Consider the following 18,988-nt stretch of genomic DNA (forward strand, 5'->3'; position numbering starts at 1 on the left):
AAATGAATCGAATTAGACATTTTATTATAGTCAATCTGTTATTAGTTCTCTACGTATCCAATCCACTCTTTGCTCAGAGACTCTGGATGGAAAATGGTGATCAATATTATGAATTTTCGGATAAAGGAATAGAAACCGTCAATCCAAAAAACGGTTCCAGAACAATCTTTTTATCTCATGAATTACTTGTTCCTCAGGGAATGAAAACAGCATTAAAAGTCGAGAATTTTTCGATATCCAAGAATAGGGAACTAATTTTAATCTATACCAATAGCAAAAAGGTTTGGCGAGAAAATACAAGAGGCGATTATTGGGTGTACAACAAGAAATCCAATCAATTGAAGCAAATAGGCCGTCAATTTCCATCATCCCAACTGATGTTTGCCAAATTTAATCCTCAAGCCAATAAAGTGGCTTATGTTAACAAAACAGACCATAATATTTATGTGGAGGATTTAACGAATGGAAATATAAACGCCGTAACGGAGGATGGGACAGACCGTATGATCAATGGAACTTTCGATTGGGTTTATGAGGAAGAGTTTGGTTGCAAAGATGGTTTTAGATGGTCGCCTGATGGTCTCTCTATCGCCTACTGGAAACTTGACGCAAACAGTATCCGTAATTTTCTAATGATTAATAATACGGATAGTCTCTACTCTTTTACCATTCCTGTAGAATATCCGAAAGTAGGACAGTCTCCAAGCGCTTGTTCCATATGGACTTATGAACTTGCTAGCGGAAAGAATAGCCGCATAAACATTCCGGGAGATCCTGAACAGCATTATATTCCACGTATGGAATGGTGTATGGACAGCAAACAGCTTATTTTTCAGCAACTCAATAGGAAACAAAATGAAAGTAAGATCTACACAGCTTCCATTGCTACTCATGAAGCTCAAGCAATACATCGCGAAACGAGCGATTCCTGGATTGACATCAAGGCAAGATGGAATAATAATGATCCTTCGGGCTGGGACTGGATACAGGATGGAAAAGCATTTATATGGGTATCGGAAAAAGAGGGCTGGCGAAAAATCTATCAAATTGACTTAAAAGGAAATGAAAAGCTCATTACGAAAGCGGATTATGACATTATCAATCTTGATTTTCTAGATCCAAAAGGAGAAATAATCTATTTCACTGCTTCTCCCAGCAATGCGACTCAAAAATATCTGTATAGTGTCTCTACTAAAGGTGGCTCTCCAAAAAGGCTCACACCTGCATCGTTTGAGGGAACTTGCGATTATGATATTTCGAAAGATGGCAAGATTGCTATCTTCAGCTTTAGCAACCGTGCCGAGCTCAAGCAAGATGCTATTATCGAGCTCCCTACACACCGGACAGTAGTGGATTTTGAGGTTAAACGTGAAAAGAAAGTCAGTGATGGCATAGCCGAATTTTTCAAAGTTAAGACTACTGAAGGTGTCGAACTAGATGGCTGGATGGTCAAACCGCTGGATTTCGATCCGAATAAAAAGTATCCAGTAGTCTTTATGGTATATGGTGAACCTGCTTCACAAACTGTAATCGACAACTTTAGCGCAGGTTATAACAGCTTGTATAAAGGAAATATGGCCCAGGACGGATACGTTTATATTTCTTTGGATAACCGGGGCACACCTGCTCCTAAAGGTAGCCTATGGCGCAAAAGTATCTACCGTAAAATCGGTCAGCTCAATATTCGTGATCAAGCATTAGCCACACAGGAAATATTAAAATGGTCTTTTGTAGATAATTCGCGCATCGCAGTCTGGGGATGGAGCGGAGGTGGTTCGAGTACACTCAATTTGCTTGGACAATACCCACAAATCTATAAAACAGGTATTGCAATAGCCGCTGTTGCCAATCAACTACTTTATGATAATGTTTATCAAGAACGTTATATGGGACTTCCACAAGAAAATCTAGCAGATTTTGAAAATGGGTCACCATTGAAGTATGCCAAAAATATTAAAGGAAATCTACTGTATATACACGGCACCGGAGACGATAATGTTCATTATCAGAATGCGGAAGTTCTTATAGACGAATTCATAAAAAATAATGTACAATTTCAGTTAATGTCCTATCCTAACCGTAGTCATTCCATTAGTGAAGGAGAAGGGACTCACGAACACCTAAGAACGTTATTTACGAATTATTTAAAACTACATTGCCCTCCAGGCGGAAGATAAGCGAATGAAAAGAACACTATTATATGCGCTAGGTACCTATGGTATTTTGGTCGCAGGCTACCAGCAATCCAACGCGCAACTGATGAAAGAAAAAAATGAATTCACGCGAGCGGATTCATTGCGGGGATATCTCACACCATTGCGCACTTGCTACGATATCCAATATTATCATTTGGACGTGAAAGTAGATGTAGACAATAAATTCATTTCAGGTTCAAACTTATTCCGCTTTAAGGCCACAGAAGATTTTGAACGTTTACAATTCGATCTGTTTGCCAATCTTAAAATTAATAAGGTTATCTATCAAGGGAAAGAGCTCTCATTTACAAGAGAATACAACGCTGTTTTTTTGAACTTTCCTACTAAAATCACCAAAGGTGCGCAAAGTGAATTCACAGTGTATTATGAAGGTCATCCCACAGAGGCAGCACGCGCTCCCTGGGACGGTGGCTTTGACTGGAAAAAAGACAGCAATGGTAAACCTTGGGTGGCTACAGCCTGCCAAGGTATGGGCGCTAGCGTCTGGTGGCCTAATAAAGACCATCAATACGATGAAGTCGACAGTATGATGATTTCGATCGCTGTCCCAAAAGAAGTAATGAACGTATCTAATGGGCGATTGGTAAAAGTGGAAAAAATGAAGGACGGATACAACAAATACCATTGGAAAGTTGCCAATCCGATCAACAACTACAATGTAGCCATCAATATTGGAGACTATATTCATTTTCAAGAAAAATACAAAGGTGAAAAAGGTCCTTTGGATGTCGACTACTATATCTTGCGAGAGAATGATAAAACAGAAAAAAAGTCTCATCTTCAAAAAAATGCCAGACAGACGTTAGAAGCATTTGAGCATTGGTTTGGTCCATATCCTTTTTATGCAGATGGTTACAAACTGGTCGAAACGTATCATACGGGTATGGAACATCAAAGTGCTATTGCCTATGGCAATCATTATCAGAATGGATATCGTGGAAACGATGCTTCGGGAACAGGTTGGGGGAAAAAATGGGATTTCATTGTCGTACACGAATCGGGCCACGAATGGTTCGGCAACAACATCACCGCTGCTGATCTCGCTGATATGTGGATCCACGAAAGCTTCACCAACTATTCTGAAGCCTTGTTCATTGATTACTTTTATGGTAAAGAAGCTAGTCAAGCTTATGTCCACGGCATTCGACGTGGCATTCAAAATGATATCCCCATGCAGGGACCGTATCACGTAAACAAAGAAGGTTCCGGTGATATGTATCCCAAGGGCGGTGTTATGCTCAACATGATCCGTACGATGATAGCTAATGATGATAAGTGGCGCACCTTATTACGAGGCTTGAACAGCAATTTTTACCATCAACAGGTTGATTACAATGATATTGTCCGTTATTTAAGTCAGCAAACTGGTTTGGATCTATCAAAAGTATTTGAACAGTATGTTCAGCATGCATCTATCCCGACATTAGAGATCCAACAGGATGCTTCCGGAGCAATACTGGGAAGATGGATTAGCGAAGTCAAAGGGTTTCATATGCCAATACATATTGGAATAAAGGGTAAAAACAGACAATTGGTCCATTTAGATCAGCATTTTAGAGCAATTAAAATTCCGGGATTAAATAAAGAAAATATTGATATAGACACGTTCAATTATTATGTCGGGGTTTTATCAGAGTAATGTTTCTTCAAGGATCTGACACTGTGCTCTAACAAAAGTATATAGCTATTTTTGGAGCACAGTGTTTATACGTTAATTTTCTTAACACCAATCTATATACAATAAGTCCCTTGGTCTTCTTATGAATTAATCAACTCTGAACTAATACTCTCCCTTTTTGCTTTGTCTTAGATCAGAGAGACAGAAGAAAATAAAATTAAAAAAAACTTGCAAGTGTGTATAAAATACACTATCTTTGAACTATCATAATTTAGGTTTATAATTGGTTATTTAAGGTTTTCATTCTCCCCGTTTGAAAACCTTTTTTTTTGTCCTTACCTCTTACCAGGATAAATAAAATTTAGCGCGATTAAGATTGATTGAAAATGATAAATTCTCTTCAGATCATTCTTCATTAAGCGATTATAATCTAATAGCCATCGAATTTCGTACTTTAAGTTTCTGGATCATCATTTCCAAATTAGTGAATGGTATAGCGGTCGAAATACCAGACGCGCCTACAGCTGTTCTAAAAAATCAAGATACAGCGGAACACTCCGTTCGACCCATTCTTCCGAAGTATTTTGTTCAATGCCATAATATGCAAAAAATGGTCTATAATTCGCGTGAATATAATTAAAGGTGATTTCAAATGGACTAGTCAATTGATCCAAGTTATATTTGTACTTGCCTGTAGTGGAATACTCTTTTTCATCAACCCCAACAGACAATGCCAATGCAATTCTCTTGCCCGCTAACTTATAACCACTTGACTTTCCATAGGCCCAACCGTATGTCAACACCTCATCCAGCCACTTTTTAAAAAACGGGGGGCAATTAAACCAATAAAAAGGAAACTGAAATACAATTTTATCATACTTTTCAATCAATTGTTGTTCCTCCTTTACATCTATTTTTTCATCAGGGTACTTCTCATGCAATTGATGAATTTCATAGTTTTCTGGGTATTTTTTCAATTCTTCAATCCACCTTTTATTAACGATTGATTCATTTATATTTGGGTGAATTATCATTACTAACGTTTTCATTATATCTAGTTATTCAAAAGTTTTATATACTATTTACCACGCGCCATCTGATAACTGTAATAGTTTCATTGGCGTTGCTAGCTGGGATTAAAAATAGATAGATATTTCTTATTTTGGTACAGTGGTAACCCAATGTTCGGTACTATAAAAAATGTAGGTGATGACAAAAATCAAAGAAAGTTCCAGTAATTTCGCCAACAGGCAAATGTTAGCAAATGAGTGTCCTGAAGTATTTGCTGCTCATATTATTGGTGGTCAATGGTCTTTAGCTATCTGTTGCTATCTAATCAACGGAAGTCTTCGATACAATGAAATTAAAAAGTGTCTTCCAAATATTACCGAACGCATGTTGACGTTGCAATTGCGAAAATTAGAGAAAAGTGGAGTTGTAAAACGTACGATATATCCAGAAGTGCCGCCACGAGTAACATATGAATTGACCCCAATCGGTCATGAATTATCCCCTATTATTAGCGAACTTGGAAAATGGGGAGAAAAACTAAAAGGACTCTCTCCTTAATCTTTATTGACATTTCTGAAAAAGGTAAGCGAAAATATTGAATTTCAGCTTGCCCCAAACACCTTGTTGTTAATTTATTATAGCATCAAAAAGTCTGATCCCAACCTCTTTTGATACAGCCATTATCATATTGATATTTTTATTTTAAAATAAATTTGCATAGTGTATAAAATACACTTATATTTGTACTATCATAATTTAGGTTTATAATTGGTTATTGAAGGTTTTCATTCTCCCCGTTTGAAAACCTTTTTTGTTTGTATCTATATCCATTTTTTTAACTCCCTTCCCCTCCCATTAGTCAGGCCAGATGCCAGTTCTCATCATCACTATCCTAAGGCATAGGAACAAAATTATTTACATTGACTCTTATATTTCCATCAAGATAGATCAAAATACATTCGATTTGTCTCCTCCAATACAATAAATTGGAGCATATTTTAGGTTGAATGATAGTAAACCAGTTGGCTTCTCGATAAAAGCCCAATAAACAAAAAGCGAGGTATAAATTAAATATCCCTCGCTTTTTTATAGTTCAAAAATGATCAGATTACATTTTATAATATTGCTCCCAGCCTCTTGCGGGAGGAGGTCCGGCCAAGAGTGCATTGGCAAATTTATCGTTACTGATTTCCCTTTTTATGGGATCAAAGACCAATTTGGCATTTAAACGCTGGGCAATTACTCCCAGACAGAATACTTGACTCAGAGGTCCGGCGATCTCAAAAGCAGACCTTGTTTTTTCTTCTCCCTTACATGCTTTTAAGAAGTTAGTAAAATGATTAGAGGGAGATTTTGGAATTTCCGGAAGACGGGATTCCATTTCCTTGGCTTTCGTCTCAGGAATGATCTGTAGAATACTAGCATGAGAACCACCTTTGAACGTCAGATCCTTTCCATAAATAATTTTTCCGGGGTTTAATTTTGCTGGTTCCAATTTACCTGTACTAGGAGCTGGAATATTCGGATCCAATCCCGAAACTCCATAACCATCTGGTATCGGTGGTAAATTATTTAACCCATCATACCAATTAATGTCAACCGCAGGCATTCTTTTCCGTTTGGGAAAATGAAATTTCAGTGTCGAAGACATGGGAAAAAAATACGAATTATGTCCCTCAAGTTTAACGGCACTGACTTCCGTTGGCAGCCCAAGGTCCAAAAATTCATGCGCAGTATCTAATATATGTGCTCCCCAATCACCGAGAGCTCCCATCCCAAAATCATACCAACAACGCCATTGCCCATTCACAAAATCTTTATTATAGTTGTGACCTAGTGTTTGCATTTGCCATAGTTCCCAATCCAACGTTTCCGGGATTATTTCAGCGGCAGGAAATCCTTTCATATTCACATCCCATCCATGCCATCTCCGCGGCATGTTCATATGTGCGTCTATCCGAGTGACATCTTTAATTATTCCAGCTTCCTTCCAAGCCTTAAATTGAAAGTAATTTGCTTCGGAATGTCCCTGATTTCCCATTTGTGTTACAAGCTTTGAGTTCCTCCTGGCTTTATTGGTCATTAATTCAACTTCGAGGAATGTTCGCGCCATTGGCTTTTCCACATAGACATGTTTTCCAAGATCGAGGGCTAACATAGTTATCGCAAAATGGGAAAAATCAGGTGTTCCAATACTAACCGCATCGATCTGATTTCCCATTTTATCAAACATAACTCTAAAGTCTTTAAACTTTGGTGCATCAGGAAACATTGCCAGAATTTCCTGCGTTTGCTTCGCCCCCAGATCAACATCGCATAATGCAACAATATTACAAAGTCCGGTTTTATAAAGCTCCTTTATAATCTCTGCAGCCCGATTCCCTAAACCTACACAGGCTAAATTGACGCGTTCATTTGGTGTTGCCAGATTGACTTTCCCCAGGACACTATTCGATAACATTACAGCACCAGCTGCAATAACAGATTGTTTAACAAAGCTTCTGCGTGATAAATAATGGTTCATAAACTCTAAGCTTAGTTTGGTGTATTAATCTTTATACTGCGAAATGAAACCCTATCCCCGTGATCTTGCAATAGGATAAATCCTTCTTTTGCCTCACCAAAGTTATCCCAGTCCTTATATTTACTGATAGCAACAAGGTCCTTGAACTCCTTCGATCCTCTTTCGTAACTCAGCATCTTAATTCCATTCAGATAGTGTTCAACTTTATTGTCGGCTGTCACCACTACTCTTCCCCTATTCCATTCGCCTATCGGTCTCCGGGAACGTGCATCCTTATTTGATGTGATGAGGTCATAAAGAGAGGCTAAAGTACGATTACCATCTCTTCCTAACTTCGCATCGGGATGCAAGTCATCGTCAAGCACTTGGTATTCAAGACCAATAGCCGATCCTTTGGACTTTTCTTTTAATGTTACAAAATACTTGACACCACTATTGGCCCCGGGGCTAAGCTTAAATTCAAAAGATAGATCAAATACGGCGTACTTATCCTTTGTTACAATATCACCGCCATTAGTAGACTCACCGCCATCAGATTTCAGAACTGTCAATTGCCCATCCTTAATCTCCCAGCCGCGATCAGGAAATTTATTCCCATGGATACTGCGCCATCCATTATTTGTTTTTCCGTCAAATAAAAGCTTAACTCCTTTTTTCTTTTCGGCGTCAATGACTTCATTTGGTTTTAAATTTACAATGTAGACCTCCTTCGGAAAAGCTTTTGACTTTAGATCGCTTGTTTTGATTTTAACATTTTTGAAATAGACCTTCTTTCCATCTAATTCTGAGGGGATACTATGTACTTGTAGCCCGATGAAGCCTGTCCTGTCAATTGTGTCCACTACATAGGAAACGGGTACATCGTTGATCCAAGTACGCAGCTCATCGCCAATCGCCTCGATTCTAATGTGGTTATATTCCTCAGCTTTATATGCCTTTTTAGCGTTTTCATTGAGATCTAGTGGATAGATCCAACCACGGCGTGCCTCATCATAGATGCCACCTGTCCAAGCCCTGGATGAGGGGTCTATCTCCACTTGTCTTCCGTACACTCTACCACGCCCATCATTAGCTTTAGGATCTAGATGACTTCGGGTCTGGATTCCTGAATTTGTTTGACTCCCTTCGAGCTTAACATCCAGTTCCAATATGAAATCACCATATTCTTTCTCGGTAATCAAAAATGAATTGGGAGTGCCTTTCGTCATTCGCCCCACGATTGCATCTCCCTCAATAGAATAAGGAGCTTTTCCGCCTACAGATTTCCAGCCATTCAGCGTTTTTCCATCAAAAAGGTCTGTCCACCCTTTTTCCGTATCCTTATTTATCTGCGCATGCGATAAAATTGAATTCCCAACCATCGCTGCCATCAAGACAGACTTAAATATTGTGTTTCTCTTCATTGTGATAGTTACTTCTTGAGCTCATATGCTCGGTTTATTTATTGAATATTGGTTTGTTACTCATATCATGTGCACCTATTTTTCCATATTGGAATACTAAAGTTATTATGTAATCTAATCCCTTTCGATCCAGGAGATCGGTGCGCTGCCTTTACCTAATGGTTATTTATCCAATTGCTTTAATAAAACAATATATTAATTAATATAGGTCAAATGAACCATGTTGTGCGATTTATTTACGAAAACGTTTGAAACATCAAAAAATCTAATGGGGTTCAAAAAACGATTTTGCATCTAAGCAATGCACATGAACAAAAAGCAAATTTAGTTTTATGGTCTACAAAACCGAATTAACCCGTAACATAGCTTCATCCCTATGGATACCATTTAACCAATCCTGTACCAACTGGTGTTCCGATTCGTAAGGTATCAATAGCGGACGACACCCATCTAATTGGGTAACAACCTGCATATAAAGTCCTATTGTAGAGCTTTCATAATCCTCTATTTCATTACTGAGCATACCAAAGTAATTTTTTTCCTCGGCTTCTTTATTTGCAAACATCAGGCGATATTCGTCCATCGTTTCTTTACTCACCGAAACCCAGACACCGTAATCCAAAGTTTCATCGTGGTTCAAAATCGGAACCTGCAAAACAGTTCGGATAAAATAATCTATTTGGTCTTCGTGGTGAATGACGCAAAAATCATCATCTTTATCCGTAAATTTTTCTTTATCCACCGAGTTTAATATATCATAGTGAAAGGGAGCATTAAACGCTAAGGATGGCAATTCAGTATGTTCTACACCACAATTTTGACAAATAAAATTATTCATATATCTTCATTCAAAAAAAGAATTTTCTCTTACAAACTTAATCAAACTTTTAAATCTCCATAAAAATTAATTCTATTGTTAGAAGTCATCTTCTAGGTTCACCCATCAGAATTTCGGCCTAATCTTCAATTACCCGATAACTCTAATCTTTTCGGTGCCCCAATTTCGATTGGGATTAGCGCATTTTTCACCAAAATTTAAAGTAATTCGATTAAAAACCTGACTAGCCATTTTTAGCGCATGCTTCCCGGTGCAATCGGATATATCCACTGGTAGCTAATACATACCAGCCAGACATCTGTCCTACATCCTCATTCGTTACCAGACCTTCGAACGTATGTTGATATTCTTGTTTCCAAATTTCACGAGACTACTTTATGTAAGCCAAGGTGTTGTAACTCCGGAAGAAATCTTCCCTAAACCATAATAGGTTCCTGCTTGCTCCACACTGGTATTTGCACCGATAAATGAGTTTATACGCTAATTCAAAGTCAACTACCCATGCACTGTACAATTTGAAAAAATAAAGTATAGCTAAACTCCGAAAGAAATCTATCTGAACCACAATCTTGTGTCGACTGCGTCTGATGCCCCATAAACGTAATAATACTTTATGTTTTGATCAGATCATCTGTGTAATTTTTTTTCGATTTTACCTTTTCAAAGTTATGGAGGGAGCCTGGCAATACTGAGATGTTCTTCTATTTTAAAAAATAAATTAAAAACAATCATTAAAAAATTTGGAGAAAAAGAAAATTATATACAACTTCAAAGCACAAACATATATTCCAAATCGGCTACAAAGTAGACAAAGGAAATTTTTTTATTTTAAAAAGACGATTTCATCCTTGAACATTTCAATGATAGAATTTCAGATTAGTTTTTTTGCAGAAAAACTTTACTTACATGTATAGACAGTAGCATTATAAAATATGACAACCACCCCCATTAAGGTATATACGGTAATTTCAAAAGAGATTAAAGAAGATCCAGATGTATTCACCAATCTAGAGGGTGTTTTTTCTACTTACGAAAAAGCACAGGAATATATCGACCATTTTTTTGGCAATGCGAAATACGGCTATCGTTCCATCGTAACGACACTTTTGGATCCCTTCCAAGAGGAAATCCAAAATAACGATTCTTATTACAGTATTTCTTCCCAGTTGATTGACAACAAATTAGAAATAGAGATCTGTAAAACTTCATTTGCAGTGGTTCTTTCCGAAGTTGGAAAACTGCGTATAGAAGAAGCGACTTCCGAAAGACCTTTGGAAATCAACCTGCATTGCTTTGCTAGATCTGAAGAGAAAGCTATTGAAAAATTCAAAAATTTAGTCAAGAATTATTCAAAAGAACAGAATCTATACTTTCAAATGCTACCTTACCGAATAACAGATTCGAATCAATGCTATTAGTTTGCAAATTGTTTTTTAAGCCGATTCTATATTTTAGAACCAATTTTTTTTCGAATTTCACTCAGATATTCGGGGGTAAAACCTAGAAAAGATGCAATAAGATATTGTGGTACACGTTGCACGAAATCTGGATACTTACGTAGCATATCGCGATAAAACTCTTCTTTAGGTAATGAAAAAAGATATTTAACACGCATTTGCGCAGCCGCATAAGCCCTCTGATACACAAAACGAAAATAGCGTTCCATTATAGGAAATTCTAGCATCAATTTTTCTTGGTTTTCTTGACTGATATATAAAATCTCTGATTTTTCGACAGCTTGAATGTAGAAGGAACTAACAAGCTTATGTTCATAGGCCATAATATCTGTAAGCCACCAGTTTTCAATCGCAAATTCTGTTGTTTGCTCTACACCTTTTTCATTGACAAAAAACTTACGCAATATTCCTTTCAATACAAAGTAGTGATATCGACAGACTCTCCCCTCTTCTAGCAAGTTCTCTTTTTTAGCTATTGAAATAATATCAAAGTACTTTGATATTATTTCAAATGTATAATCATCGATTTGGATAAATTTCTCTAAATGTGTTCTAAATGTTTCCAATACATTTTAATTTATTTTTATAATCAAAATTTCACCTCCACGCGCAGGGTACTTTAAAGCTAACACCCGTCCAAACATTCTGGTCATCAGCAATACGATCAGCATCTGTACTGGATTTCCAAAAGCACCTTGAGAAAAACCAATGATAAATACCAAAAGTGGTCGCTGAGAATAAGCAGCTTCATCTGGAGCCCAGTTTTTTTATTGCGATATAAAGTAAAGCCTCCCTAAAAATTAACTCTTCAAAGAAAACCGCTTTTATGGCCCACCATGTACTATGGAACAAATTATGAGCAGATAATGGTGTGTTATAGAGCCAAAAATTGTGTGCAGCTGTGAACTTTATAAAATGACAAACTGCACATGGAGATATGATTTTTGTAACTAATCTCACAAGTTTATTTTTGCATCAGACTTTTTTTATTTCCTCATTATTAAACCAAATAAAGTACCTCGTGTGCCTCTGTCAGCTGCGGGACATCCAAATTATGAAGCATTTTATCTAATACTACGTCAGGAAGAGGGTATGCTCTGTTCCGATTTTGCAAACGCCATTGGCTGTACGGTTTTTCAATATAGACCAATTTAACATAGGCCTGATAGCTTATAAACAAATCGATCAACTGTTGACGCATTAATGTTGTAATGTTTGTTGCATTCCAGATAAAATCCTGTCCCCTGCGCAAATAAATCTTTGCCTGTTCTTTTGCTTGCTGCACTACCCAGCCGTTCCGTTTTCTATCTGTTGGATCTATCCGGTATCTACGACGAATATCGTCCAGACTAATGACAGGGATATCCTCATTATGATTAGTTACATAATGGTCTTTGCCCATTCCTGGTAATCCAGCTAGCATAGTAACCTTAGATCTGAACCTATCAAAAGGAACATAATCCACATAACCGTCCGCTTGGTTGAAGTAAGTAAATTGTGCATTCAGTGTGGCAAAAGACCGTGGCGAATACCAGCAACCGATTTCTCTTGTATACAGTTCAAAAAGCTCTAATACATCAAGTAATGCGGTTTGATCCTGACAGATTCTCCCTTTGGCGTCGGCTTCAGCCAACAGTTTCAACTCGGGCATATTTACCCGCAATGATGCTTCCAAGGCGCTACGCATTGGGTCAACTTTATCCATCAGCCACAACGGCAGTCCATGATACCGGACTAACCCTACGATTTCTTCCCGAAGGGCAAAAGGTGTCTCCACATCACGGAACAAAATCTCACGTGCTGTCTGTGCCCCCTTCCGCGCATGACCAGGCGAACTGACCCTTCCCTTTCCGTCTACCGATGAGGTAGATCGTTTTTCGACATCATGCAGCAATGCCGCTGCCCAAAGTAGCTCCTGCCGTTGCCTATTAAGCTCCCTGTAGTCACTTGATTGTTGTAACTGTTCAAGTACTAGCTGTGTATGGATAGCAACATTCCCCTCTGCATGATGAACGGGATCCTGCGGAACATTCCGCATGTCCGCTACCCAGGAAAACTGTTTTTCCAATTTCAACCAGTCTTTATCTGCTGTTAGTTTCCATTCCATCTAGCTAATTCTCCTTTCCCAAATAAGCTTTGTTCTTTTCCATGATTTTGTCCAATGTTCATCCGTCTGTACATGTCCTTTTCGCACATACTTAAAGACATTATGTTGAAACATGGAAACTGGATAAGCATCCGCATTCCGACAGACTAGACCTTCTGAGGTACATTTGGTCCCTTGTATTGGATCCGTAGAGCCTAACACCGAAGGCTGGGAAGCTAGATTTTGAACGGTTTCTTCCAATTGTATTAGCTGTTGTATGCCTGCTACCTTTTCAGACCTCAACACCGGTACCAAAGGCAAATCAAACAAAGCTGCATAGAAGCTTACTTCCTCCCATGAAAGCCATGTATCTTTAACCCGAACGGCAAACACATAATAATAATGTTCCAATTGCGTATACTCGATTGAATGTACGGCATAAAGGTTTTCGCCAAAAAACTCCAGATTACCTAAATCATTCTTTAAGCGTCCCCAATGTTCACGCAACTGCGCGGTCCATGGAGAAGTTGTGGGTGCCGCATGCGACCGGGCAAATACCCCCCGCCTAGATAGACAGTTGTTTTCGCCATCCAATTTTTCGGTATAAAGTAATTCTGAAAAAGATTGAATATCCTTCCAGTATCCATAATTAAAACGATCGTCGCTACTTGTTCCGGGTGAAAAAGGGAAATGATAGGTGCGACCATATTTTGTTGATTCCATTTTTTTAAACTAAAGTGAATAATGTTGATTTAAGCACATAGGAATAGAAGCAATCAGGTTGGGTATTTCTCCCATCTGATTACGTATCCCTATATATTTGATACCGCATTACATGACTCTGTGTTTAAAAAGATATAACATTAATGATCTGTTGCGACAAAAATAGATAATTTTCTTAAAATAAAAAACTGTTGTACCAGCAGGCACAACAGAATAACCAAAACCTATAAATAAAAGTTCTTATATTAATGAGGTCTGATGTTATCTAGATGTTAATAGGCGCATCCCAGCCAATACGGGAGTAATCCTCCTGATTGTTTAAGAAAAGTTTTACTTGATGCCCCCTAAGCCCTTTTCCTGTCCGCAATATTTCATTAAGCTGCTCCTGTCGAATATTTTGAAGCAACATCTTCTCAATAAAGGGCTGCAGCTTCAGGTCATCTGCCACACGTTTGATCGGATATTGCACAAAGAACATATTTATTGCATAATTTTTTGATATTTTGACAAGCCAGTTTTCCATGCCAGCCTTCTTTAGTTGATCGAAAATTGTCGGACAGTCCAATATTGTTCCGTTACGCAAGATAATGCATTTGGTCTCTGCTGTAGTGTAGATCGCAACAAGATCAACAAATCGCAGCTGGTGAAGGTTGATCTGTTGGACAAGCTCTCCCCTTTTAGCCAGCAGATCAGCCAAGAGATAGACGTCGATATTGTCGATGTCCATTCCATAGAATTGCTCTTTCTTCTTTAAACTATTTTCTTTTATTTTCCAGGATTCATTTCGCGAAACGATCGGTGCAGTTTGTTCAAATTGTCCAAAAGTCTCTCTTTTTTTTATCAAAGGTCTTCCCTGTGTTACCATTTGTCCAGAAACAGCCAATTCTTTCTCTGAACTCACATTGCTTACAACATGCATAAGTGGCCTGTTATAGAAAACAGCCAAATTCTGCCTTTGGCCAATGGAATGATAGAGCAGTGACCAATTTTCACACATATACACCATCAGGCTGTAGGATACAAAAATAGTAGCATAGCGTATTCCATAGATTTGCATATGTAGCTCAAAAAGAAGCGAACGTTCAACAGAAGACTGGCTATAAACAAAGATAATCGCAACATACAATAATAAAAATGGAAAAACAGACACTAAAAGGAGCGAAAAAAAAGCGATAAAATGTAGGATAATATCAAGACCAGGAATATTCTTTGCCTGCTCCCCTATTCGTTCACGCATATAAGGTACGCTCCAATATGTTGGCAGATTAAGCACAAGTGATACCATTGTCGCCCCAATCCAAAAAACACAGATCATTATGACAACCAAAATCCAATATTTAAACTGATCTGATCGTTCCAAAAAACCTTGAAACGATATTGTTTTCAGATTAAAAACAATAGACAGCATCAGCGAGCAAAAAAAATAAACGATAGATTTCATGACGTTTCTCCGAAATAATCTTTTTAGGATAACAAAATTGAATAAATTACTCACAAAACTATACCAATATAATAAATAATATCGAAATTATAAAACAAAAGAACATACAAACGATAATATTTATGAAATAATTAATAAAACCATAACATTCTTCCGAGCCAAGATTTAGGAATAAACCGTTAATAATTGTTATTTTAGATCAGCATTCGTTGCTTGTGAAGGTTCAAACAACCAATAACCTACATTTCATTGCCGTGTTATCATATTTTTAGGTAAAAAAAAGATAATTTATAATAAAATTTTGAGATATTGTAATATAATGAATTCAAATAATGAAACAACAATTCAACAACCATGGCGTAGCCAAAGTACAATTTCGAATCTTGGCGCTGCCAGAAAGTTTATTAGCAATTGAAACAAATGCTATTCGTCGAAATTTTCTATCTTGGATGGAAGCAAATTTCGCACTGACTACAAGTCAAAAATTTCAATTGATGACCATGCCCGATGATCTACAGAACACCTTAAGTCAAGCTATTGCCAATAGCTATGAACTCGGAAAGGCCGTTCAATTTTTCAAAGAGACGACTTCTAAAGACGATCAGCCCGATTTGAAGGACATCGTGATCAATGGTGCCGAAACAATGGCGGACCTAAACAGCACTAGTAGAACAGCAGCTTTCGTCGGCCAACTGGCGATCAATATTCGCTATAAAGTAAACATGTAATTTATCCAAGATAATATTATACCACAATGGACTAGCCTTACAAGTACCTTTAACATCTATATCCCGTTTACGTTCAATCCCTTAACAGAAAATAAACGGGATATTGTATCCAAAGTTTTCCAGATAATAATTCCTGTCGATATAAAAAGGCTATGCAACATAATCAGCAAAAGATTCTAATACGCTATTTTTTCTGTCCACAGCAATTAGACGTCTCGCGTCTTGTAAGTGAACCATTGCATATGAACTACCCAATATCATATGCACTGCAATAATATTGCCCGAAGCCTTGTCCGTTTGTCAAAGGAGCCAATTATCGCAGATCAAACAGCATACCCCATCCACAATAAACTATATTAGATCTGCAATTGCAGGCGGATCCAGTTTAAGACGAAAAGTAAAATAAATGCAGTTAGCATATACACTTCTATTTTATTTACTTTAGCCGGTCCAAATTTCCAGACGCAGATACGATCGATAATAAGCAACAGCAGGATTGGAATCAATCCGAATATTCCAATGTATATCGCCATTAATTTATCGGGAGCAGAGTGTCCAGTAGCCAAAATTGTAACCGTGACGGCAACACCGATAAACCCCAATATCCCAAGGATCAAGAAAAGAGTACCTTTTGTTTTTAAGAATTTTATCATTACCTGTTGTTTATCACCAGCTATTTCTAACACATCATGCAGAGACAATTGGCTTCTCCCCCCTGTTTTCCAAATTTACACATCCCGATGTGCTAAAAAATCAAAAACAAGCCCCCGAAAGCCGGGGGCGAGTGGCTCAAAGCCGGTTCATTTTTCTAGTTCGCTAGGGAATGTTCCGAGCCTCGCAGCCAAAGATAGTAGCTAAGGTAGTTAATTTAAATCATAGTATTATGCTCAGACTTCAATTTAGGCTCAGATCCTATAGATCCTATACATATAGATCAGTTCTTGAAAAAATATCTATATTTAAAGACCGGACATATGGCAGTTCGGCTATTGGACAGAAGTCATGGACAATTTTCTCCAATGGACATTAGTACCTTAAAACATGATAAGTTGAACACACCACGCGAAAAATAAGAAAGTAGAGAAACCAAAAGCTATAGGCGCAATTTTCCACTTCTATTTTGAAAGGTCTGCAAATAAATAAGATCAAGATAAAAACTCCCCAAAAAAGCAACTCTTGGAGGCGCTGGTCTTCGTTAAAAGAAATCCCGACAAAGTCCATATGCCTCATTAATTAATTTGTTCAGTTTATTTTCCAGATCGGATTTATCCAAGGTTTCCGTATTATTCAGTTGTTTAACAAGGGCCACTACAGCTTGAAAGTTTGCACTGGAGAATCTAGGAAGAGGGTAGTTTTCAATATATTGAGAAAAATAACGCTTTCTTCCCGCATAAAGTTTATTGTTATACATCAGTGAATGATAATAATTCATTAATCTGGAGTTACAGACGCCCTGAATGAATAAAAGGATATCAAGATCTTTCTCGTTTGTCGCTGCCATCCAATAGCAGTTTCCGTTCACCAACTTACCACTGGAGTCAAAACAAAATCGGGGCTCTATACTAATATCCGGAAATACAACTTTGGGGAGTTTCCAGAGAGCCGGGTTTTGGGGAACCCAGATTTCATACCAGCCGCGGCCAGATTTTAGCACATAGTGCCTGTTATTTAGTACTTCAAAATTACTGAGCAAATATTCTTTTGTCCTCGGATAATCCTCCAGATTTATTCGATTACATTTGCCCTTGTTATCAAAATGAGGATATAGTATTCTTAAATCCGTTTCAGGCGTCCCCCACGCTTTAATGTTCTCCTGTGATATCAAATCATACATTAATTCTGCCTCGGGCTCAATGATATCATAAGCACCCCAATCTTTACGAATAAAGACCTTATCGGCGGTTGTCTTGACGCCTATTTTTACTTTAAAATGATCTCTTACTCTGGAAAAACAAGCCGCCTCGATTTTGCGCACAAATTCCTCTTCCCTCAAATCGAGCAAAATCCAGTTGCTTTTATTGGATGAATCAAATTTTACAGCACCGGATGTACATACATAGGAATTCTCATTATGTTTAAAATTGCCAACATAGTTATTTTTCAATGCCTCATAAATCGACATTTTTTTACCTTCTAGCCTTGTTTTTTTATTAAAGTCTTGATAAATTTTAAAGAACTGACAGCTTTCCGTGCTATCGGTACGTGTTTTTCTTCCTATAAATATAGCCGGCAATACTGCAGCATCGAATAATTTTGTATCGCCCAGATCTATGATTTCCAATATCTCATAATTCTCCCTCAGAAACTCCCGGATACTTTCCCCACTTTTTGTATTCAAATATTTGTTTGATGTAATAACACCCAAAATCCCACCCTCCTTTAAAGCAAATGTCATTGCCTTAACAAAAGGAAAGTACAAATCCACTTTCCCTTTAAGTCCATACTTTTTGGATATCTGCTGAGCATAGGCTGCGCCTAATAGCTGGGTTCTAACGTAAGGCGGATTGGCAATAATGATATCAGCACATTGATTCATATCCATGGAAATACCATTAGATGTTCCAAAACGGGTATCATCAAAGGAAATACTTTCCAGGAAGTCAGCATACTGAACCAGGTATCTCGATTCGCCAAAGTGGCTTTCAAGCCTTGTCTCTGCCTTACGCAAGTAATTATAATTGATATCAATGCCCCTCAACTCAAAGGTTATTTTTTTCGAGACCAATTCCTTTCCAATGCTAAGTAATAAGGCTCCATCCCCACAAGAAGGATCTAATACCCTGACCGAATCTTTAGTATTGTATTTTAGTATTTTTTCCGCCAAAAAATCAGCAAGCAATACAGGGGTAAATGTTGCTCCATTTTTCTTGATATTTAGATTATCTTTTATAGTATTCATAAATATGCTCAAAGTTATCAAATTACACTCTACTCGCCCCATCA

At 37.7% G+C, this 18,988-nt stretch carries 16 protein-coding genes; 5 read left to right on the top strand and 11 right to left on the bottom strand.

Annotated features, from left to right (window positions below; genetic code table 11):
* Nucleotides 1-2 precede the first annotated feature (2 nt).
* Nucleotides 3-2,177, top strand: coding sequence for a DPP IV N-terminal domain-containing protein (locus tag ABTV71_RS19545; protein ID WP_433900768.1), 2,175 nt, complete (start codon nt 3-5; stop codon nt 2,175-2,177).
* Between the two features lie 4 nt (nt 2,178-2,181).
* Nucleotides 2,182-3,855, top strand: a complete 1,674-nt coding sequence (locus ABTV71_RS19550) for a M1 family metallopeptidase (protein ID WP_433900769.1) — start codon at nt 2,182-2,184, stop codon at nt 3,853-3,855.
* 497 nt (nt 3,856-4,352) lie between these two features.
* On the opposite strand, the gene ABTV71_RS19555 is transcribed toward ABTV71_RS19550, so the two are convergent.
* Nucleotides 4,353-4,883 carry an NAD(P)H-dependent oxidoreductase gene (locus ABTV71_RS19555; RefSeq protein WP_433900770.1) on the bottom strand — a complete coding sequence of 177 codons (531 nt, stop codon included), beginning with the start codon at nt 4,881-4,883 and terminating at the stop codon, nt 4,353-4,355.
* 160 nt (nt 4,884-5,043) lie between these two features.
* Here ABTV71_RS19555 and ABTV71_RS19560 point away from each other — a divergent pair, with 160 nt between their 5' ends.
* Nucleotides 5,044-5,403, top strand: a complete 360-nt coding sequence (locus ABTV71_RS19560) for a winged helix-turn-helix transcriptional regulator (RefSeq protein WP_121123811.1) — start codon at nt 5,044-5,046, stop codon at nt 5,401-5,403.
* Between the two features lie 550 nt (nt 5,404-5,953).
* Here the strand turns inward: ABTV71_RS19560 and ABTV71_RS19565 are convergent.
* The 4 genes from ABTV71_RS19565 to ABTV71_RS19580 form a co-directional block, all read right to left on the bottom strand.
* Nucleotides 5,954-7,369 carry a Gfo/Idh/MocA family oxidoreductase gene (locus ABTV71_RS19565; RefSeq protein ID WP_121123813.1) on the bottom strand — a complete coding sequence of 472 codons (1,416 nt, stop codon included), beginning with the start codon at nt 7,367-7,369 and terminating at the stop codon, nt 5,954-5,956.
* Between the two features lie 11 nt (nt 7,370-7,380).
* Nucleotides 7,381-8,772, bottom strand: a complete 1,392-nt coding sequence (locus ABTV71_RS19570; protein WP_121123815.1) for a 3-keto-disaccharide hydrolase — start codon at nt 8,770-8,772, stop codon at nt 7,381-7,383.
* A 337-nt stretch (nt 8,773-9,109) separates the two neighbouring features.
* A complete protein-coding gene (locus ABTV71_RS19575) occupies nt 9,110-9,610 on the bottom strand; it encodes a DUF2199 domain-containing protein (RefSeq protein WP_121123817.1) in 501 nt (166 codons plus the stop codon).
* A 223-nt stretch (nt 9,611-9,833) separates the two neighbouring features.
* Nucleotides 9,834-9,971 (bottom strand): glycoside hydrolase domain-containing protein, encoded by a 138-nt coding sequence (locus tag ABTV71_RS19580; RefSeq protein ID WP_433903722.1) that lies wholly within the window; start codon nt 9,969-9,971, stop codon nt 9,834-9,836.
* Nucleotides 9,972-10,542: 571 nt separating this feature from the next.
* On the opposite strand from ABTV71_RS19580, the gene ABTV71_RS19585 reads away from it, so the two are divergent.
* The gene (locus ABTV71_RS19585) at nt 10,543-11,028 is read left to right on the top strand and encodes a hypothetical protein (protein ID WP_121123819.1); all 486 of its coding nucleotides are present in this window, start codon (nt 10,543-10,545) and stop codon (nt 11,026-11,028) included.
* Between the two features lie 26 nt (nt 11,029-11,054).
* Here the strand turns inward: ABTV71_RS19585 and ABTV71_RS19590 are convergent, their stop codons facing one another.
* The 4 genes from ABTV71_RS19590 to ABTV71_RS19605 all read right to left on the bottom strand — a co-directional run bounded on the left by ABTV71_RS19590 (nt 11,055) and on the right by ABTV71_RS19605 (nt 15,113).
* Nucleotides 11,055-11,633 (bottom strand): Crp/Fnr family transcriptional regulator, encoded by a 579-nt coding sequence (locus ABTV71_RS19590; RefSeq protein WP_433900771.1) that lies wholly within the window; start codon nt 11,631-11,633, stop codon nt 11,055-11,057.
* A 434-nt stretch (nt 11,634-12,067) separates the two neighbouring features.
* A complete protein-coding gene (locus tag ABTV71_RS19595; RefSeq protein ID WP_433900772.1) occupies nt 12,068-13,174 on the bottom strand; it encodes an AAA family ATPase in 1,107 nt (368 codons plus the stop codon).
* Nucleotides 13,175-13,876 (bottom strand): RNA ligase family protein, encoded by a 702-nt coding sequence (locus ABTV71_RS19600; RefSeq protein ID WP_433900773.1) that lies wholly within the window; start codon nt 13,874-13,876, stop codon nt 13,175-13,177.
* 265 nt (nt 13,877-14,141) lie between these two features.
* Nucleotides 14,142-15,113, bottom strand: a complete 972-nt coding sequence (locus tag ABTV71_RS19605; protein WP_433900774.1) for a hypothetical protein — start codon at nt 15,111-15,113, stop codon at nt 14,142-14,144.
* A gap of 536 nt (nt 15,114-15,649) precedes the next feature.
* Between ABTV71_RS19605 and ABTV71_RS19610 the strand changes: the two genes are divergently transcribed.
* Complete coding sequence (locus ABTV71_RS19610) at nt 15,650-16,045, top strand: hypothetical protein (protein ID WP_121123828.1); 396 nt, start codon at nt 15,650-15,652, stop codon at nt 16,043-16,045.
* 356 nt (nt 16,046-16,401) lie between these two features.
* On the opposite strand, the gene ABTV71_RS19615 is transcribed toward ABTV71_RS19610, so the two are convergent.
* Nucleotides 16,402-16,698 carry a hypothetical protein gene (locus ABTV71_RS19615; protein ID WP_147430363.1) on the bottom strand — a complete coding sequence of 99 codons (297 nt, stop codon included), beginning with the start codon at nt 16,696-16,698 and terminating at the stop codon, nt 16,402-16,404.
* Between the two features lie 542 nt (nt 16,699-17,240).
* Nucleotides 17,241-18,944 carry an Eco57I restriction-modification methylase domain-containing protein gene (locus tag ABTV71_RS19620; RefSeq protein ID WP_433900775.1) on the bottom strand — a complete coding sequence of 568 codons (1,704 nt, stop codon included), beginning with the start codon at nt 18,942-18,944 and terminating at the stop codon, nt 17,241-17,243.
* Between the last annotated feature and the right edge of the window lie 44 nt (nt 18,945-18,988).

This window comes from Sphingobacterium puteale (assembly GCF_050986225.1).
Taxonomy (GTDB): Bacteria; Bacteroidota; Bacteroidia; order Sphingobacteriales; family Sphingobacteriaceae; genus Sphingobacterium; species Sphingobacterium puteale.